1 pseudogene is annotated in these 528 nt (G+C 40.3%); it reads right to left on the reverse strand.

The annotated features are described in order from the left end of the window. Positions 1-342 precede the first annotated feature (342 nt). Positions 343-528 (reverse strand): annotated as a pseudogene (locus tag R7040_RS29735) (flagellar biosynthesis protein FlgL); the annotation flags it as partial.

The following is a 528-nucleotide window of genomic DNA, read 5'->3' on the forward strand; positions in this document are numbered from 1 at the left end:
TGCCTTTAACGCAGGGTTTAGAATCTCGAAATCTGTTCTGACATTATTCAATACAATTTGTGTGCCAACTTATTTAAGATGTCGATTCCAAATTAAAATAGATAAATAAACAATAAGTTAGATAACACATTCGCAGTTTTCGACCTCTTTCTCTATGAGATGAAGATATTTTCACACCAAGAGAAGTTTGCCGCTCACATTGCCACCGGTGCCTTTGCCGCATTCGGTAAAAACATGCCGCTCACTCACCTCAACGACATTTGAAATTTCTCGCACTTAAGGCTTGGCACATAAGGCATCAAAATCTCTCGTTGTCGTTATTCGCCGCTGGCCGTCAAATCATTAAATGTAGTTAAACAATGTCAGGTCTTTTGTTTTGCCAAAAGCTTGTTGCGAGGCCTGCAATGCACGCGAGTTCTCACTGAACTCGATCACGGCTTTGGAATAATCCAAATCCTCAAAATTGCTCTTTGCTTTTGCCAAAGACAAGTTAAAGTCTTCGTGGTTTTGCTCTTGAATATCGAGCGT

The organism is Vibrio sp. 1069 (assembly GCF_033340555.1).